At 36.4% G+C, this 4,124-nt stretch carries 4 protein-coding genes; 2 read left to right on the forward strand and 2 right to left on the reverse strand.

Annotated elements, in window-relative coordinates; genetic code table 11:
• Positions 1-86: 86 nt before the first annotated feature.
• Positions 87-650 (reverse strand): DUF2777 domain-containing protein, encoded by a 564-nt coding sequence (locus V7149_RS23865; protein ID WP_335348063.1) that lies wholly within the window; start codon positions 648-650, stop codon positions 87-89.
• Positions 651-936: 286 nt separating this feature from the next.
• On the opposite strand from V7149_RS23865, the gene V7149_RS23870 reads away from it, so the two are divergent.
• The gene (locus tag V7149_RS23870) at positions 937-2,466 is read left to right on the forward strand and encodes an alpha-amylase family glycosyl hydrolase (protein ID WP_335348064.1); all 1,530 of its coding nucleotides are present in this window, start codon (positions 937-939) and stop codon (positions 2,464-2,466) included.
• Between the two features lie 55 nt (positions 2,467-2,521).
• Here the strand turns inward: V7149_RS23870 and V7149_RS23875 are convergent, their stop codons facing one another.
• Positions 2,522-3,013 carry a YajQ family cyclic di-GMP-binding protein gene (locus tag V7149_RS23875; RefSeq protein ID WP_335348065.1) on the reverse strand — a complete coding sequence of 164 codons (492 nt, stop codon included), beginning with the start codon at positions 3,011-3,013 and terminating at the stop codon, positions 2,522-2,524.
• A gap of 180 nt (positions 3,014-3,193) precedes the next feature.
• Here V7149_RS23875 and V7149_RS23880 point away from each other — a divergent pair, with 180 nt between their 5' ends.
• Positions 3,194-4,054 carry a CvfB family protein gene (locus V7149_RS23880; RefSeq protein ID WP_335348066.1) on the forward strand — a complete coding sequence of 287 codons (861 nt, stop codon included), beginning with the start codon at positions 3,194-3,196 and terminating at the stop codon, positions 4,052-4,054.
• Positions 4,055-4,124: the final 70 nt, after the last annotated feature.

Consider the following 4,124-nt stretch of genomic DNA (forward strand, 5'->3'; position numbering starts at 1 on the left):
GGTGACCACAAAGGAAAGCATCAGCGAATATTCATCGCAGGAACATTCGCCTTTTGATGTTCCGAAGGCGCTTATACTTTTCTTTGTTAAGATGATATTTTCTCAATCACCATTCTTTTTCCGCTATTTAATGTAAATTCAAAGCGGTCATTCATTTTTTCGAAGTAACTAAAATGATGCTGTACACTGCAAATATGTTCCTGGTTGTCAAATACGATAAAATTAACACCGCTTTTTCTCTCATTTCGATCAAGGAAGGAGAGCTGATTATAGCAGTAGATGCAATCATATATAGAGAACCTCAAGGAATTTAATGTTGTGATAAATTGGAAAAAAGCATCATCATTCATTCCCTCTAGTAATTTTTCTAATGAAAATACAAGGTGCTTTCTAATTCTTACAGAGTCTTGATCTTTCAAAAGAAGGATTTCTTTGTCCACTGCGAGTTTCCCATCTTCAGATAATATCCCTTTTTTCCAGCGTTTAAATCGAAAAATCTCTACTTCCTGGTGGAGGAATTCTTCCAATAATGATGCTTCATCCGTTTCTTTATCAAAGAAAACCCATTGATCATTAATATATTCAATAGATCCTTCGGTATAGGCACGTGTTTGATATTCAATCAGTTTCGTTCGCTGCTGTCTATTCATAATAAACCTCCATCTGATTCCCTCAACAATCTTTTTAGACAGTTTCCTCTCATTTTATAACCAGATCTAAATAATTCTTCATTCATTATGGATAAAAAAGTTTCCCCTATAAAAAGCATATTCTCACAATCGGTTTTATGAAATGGATAAACACCTAATTTCATTTGGATAAATCGCAGAAAACTAGGTAATTTCACATCAAATATTTGACTGCACAAGGGAAAAAAGGCTAATCTATAGGAGTTGCATAATAGCTTGTTTGTTTAAAGAGGGGGGAGGAGCGGAGATGGTAAAAAGAGTGTGGACTCTTATCTTAATTCCGTTGCTTCTTTTTTACGCTCAGCCTGTAGGAGCAGTTGAAAAAGAAGATCGAAAATGGCAAGATGAATCCGTTTACTTTTTAATGGTGGATCGATTTGATAATGGGGATTTTAAAAATGATTATCATGTGAATGTAAAGGATCCGCAAAGCTTCCATGGCGGTGATTTCCAAGGAATCATTAAAAAGCTCGATTACATAAAGGATATGGGCTTTACAGCTATTTGGCTGACACCAATTTTTGATAATGAAGAAAACGGATATCATGGGTATTGGGTTAAAGACTTTTACAATACTGAGGAGCATTTTGGTACTATCGATGAATTTAAAATGCTTGTGACAGAAATTCATAAACGAAATTTGAAAGTGATGATGGATTTCCCTATTAATCATGTTGGCACAAAACATGAATGGCTAAAGGATCCTACTAAGAAGGATTGGTTTAAAACCGAGCAATCACCAATTCAGCAGGATCTGGGAAATGAGTGGCTAAATGAACTTCCTAGCTTGAATCACGATAATCCAGAAGTTCAGGGCTATTTGCTGGATGCTGCAAAATGGTGGATTAATGAAACGGATATAGACGGGTATTACCTTGATGAAGTCGATGGGGTTTCAAAAAAATTCCTTACTGATTTTGTTCAACAGTCTAAAGCTGCAAAGAAGGATTTTTATTTACTCGGTGAAGTAAGGTCAAATGATCCTCATTTCATTTCTGAATATGAGGAAACTGGAATTGATGGATTTCTGGACTTTCCATTAACCGAAACATTAAGGCCAGCCTTTGACCAAGTTGATCAACCACTAAATGAACTAAAAACTCGCAAAGATGAATTGATGTCAACCTACAAAAACCCATATTTAATGGGCTCATTAATGGATGACCATAAATTAGTACGGTATACGAGGGATATGGTTGAACAAAATCAGCATCCTGGTCCAAGATGGAAGCTTGCTTTAACCTATCTTTATACTTCGCCGGGAATTCCTATCGTTTATTATGGCAGTGAAATAGCCTTGGATGGCGGTTTAGGGCATGATAATCATAAACAGATGGATTTCAGAACAGATAAGGATTTAATTGATTACATCACAAATCTGGGAAAACTGCGTAATAATTTCCCTAGCCTAACCAGGGGAGAGATGAAGCTGATTGCCGAGGAAAATGGTGTTCTTGCTTACAAACGTACTTATAATGATGAAACGACTGTTATTGTTATTAACAATAGTTCTGAATCTCGTCATGTTACGATAAATGAAGATGAATTTGCTGATGATAAAGAGCTGAGAGGCTTATTAACGAATGATCTAGTAAAGAACAATGATCATCAATATAAGATTTTTATTGATCGGGAAGAAGCTGAAATATATGTATTATCCCAAAAATCTGGGATGAATCTTCCCTATGTAACTGCAACTATTATTGTGTGGGGTGCCTTTATTGCGTTTATCATAGCTGTATGGAGAAGATCTAAAAAGAAACGGTCCCAGGAATAGTTAAATAGTAAAAGCCAAAGGAAATTTCTTCCTTTGGCTTTTACTATAGATTTTATTAACGGTAATTAACAAACTGCACCTCTACGGTTAGGCTCGCTTCCTTAATAGCGGCAATGATCTGTTGCAGATCGTCACGGTTTTTTCCAGTAACTCGAATTTGATCATCTTGTATTTGGCTTTTTACTTTTAAACCGCTGTTTTTAATGAGTGTATTAATTTTCTTTGCATTTTCCTTATCGATTCCTTGGGCAATCTTGGCTCTTTGCCGTACTGTTCCTCCTGAAGCCCCTTCAATTTTTCCATAATCTAAATTTTTTATTGGAATGCCTCTTCTAATCATTTTACTTAATAGCACATCTTTAAGCTGACCAAGCTTATACTCATCGTCTGAAATTAGTACAAGCTCCTCTTTGTCCAGAGAAACGTGGCTTTTGCTTCCTTTAAAATCATAGCGGGTTTGAATCTCTTTCATGGCAATACTAATAGCATTGGTAACTTCTGAAAAGTCAACCTTGGATACAATATCAAATGAACTCTCTTTAGACATAATTGCCTCCTTAAGCTTCGTTTCTTTTCAAAAAGCTATCAATAATCATGATGTCCTTTTGAAAAGAGGTTTTACTTTACTTATAATTATAGTAAAATATAGCAGTCCCAACAACTTTAGGAGATATTGTCTTATATAATATAGATGATTATTAATAAAATTTAGAAGGATGAATGAATAATGCCTATAAAAGATTATATTGGCCGTACTGTAAAGCTAACAGTTGAAAGGCCAGCTGAATTTGGCTACTTTTTATCAGATGGCGAAGAGGATGTTCTCTTACACAAAAACGATACTGATATGCAGCTGGAAGAAGGCCAAGAGATTGAAGTTTTTCTATACACGGATTCTATGGGAAGAGCAGCAGCTACAACAACGATCCCTGAGATTACAACAGAATCTTATGGCTGGGCAGTTGTTAGTGATGAAAAACAGGAAATTGGTGTTTTCATCAATATCGGAATAAAAAAAGATATGCTCCTTGGAAAAGAAGATCTTCCTGTCCATCGGTCAGTTTGGCCAAAAGTCGGCGATTTGCTTTATATAACGTTAAGAGTGAACCGCAATAGTCGCATCTATGTAAAAGTTGCCACAGACCCAATAATCGAGCAAATGTCGATAAAGGCTACAAGACAAGATTTTAATAAAAACATTCATGGCCATATTTATCGAACAGCAAAGGTTGGAAGCTGGGTTTATACGGCCGAAGGGTTTAAAGGTTTTATCCATGAGTCTCAGCGAAAAACAGAACCGCGTCTCGGAGAAAAGATTGAAGGCAGAATAATTGATGTAAAAGAGGATGGAACGATCAATGTTTCTTTAGCGCCGAGAAAACAAGAGGCACTTGATGAGGATTCTGAAAAAATCCTCTCCTATTTACAATTGCGCAACGGGGCTATGCCTTATAGTGATAAAAGCGCTCCAGAGGATATACAGGATCGCTTTCAGCTTAGTAAAGCCTCCTTCAAACGTGCATTAGGGCGGTTGATGAAGGAAGGGAAAATCTATCAAGAAGAAGGCTGGACTTATATGAAGAAATAAACGAGCAAGCTGTGCTTGCTCGTTTATTTTGTCGCAGATTAACGGGCTGTAAGACCCCCATTTCAAGAAG

The organism is Bacillus sp. JJ1503 (assembly GCF_036965125.1).
GTDB lineage: Bacteria > Bacillota > Bacilli > Bacillales > Cytobacillaceae > Cytobacillus.

Excerpts from the sequence above, each read along its gene's own strand:
- V7149_RS23865 (WP_335348063.1), bottom strand. The coding sequence starts at position 650 with ATGAATAGACAGCAGCGAACGAAACTGATTGAATATCAAACACGTGCC.
- V7149_RS23870 (WP_335348064.1), top strand. The coding sequence starts at position 937 with ATGGTAAAAAGAGTGTGGACTCTTATCTTAATTCCGTTGCTTCTTTTT.
- V7149_RS23875 (WP_335348065.1), bottom strand. The coding sequence starts at position 3,013 with ATGTCTAAAGAGAGTTCATTTGATATTGTATCCAAGGTTGACTTTTCA.
- V7149_RS23880 (WP_335348066.1), top strand. The coding sequence starts at position 3,194 with ATGCCTATAAAAGATTATATTGGCCGTACTGTAAAGCTAACAGTTGAA.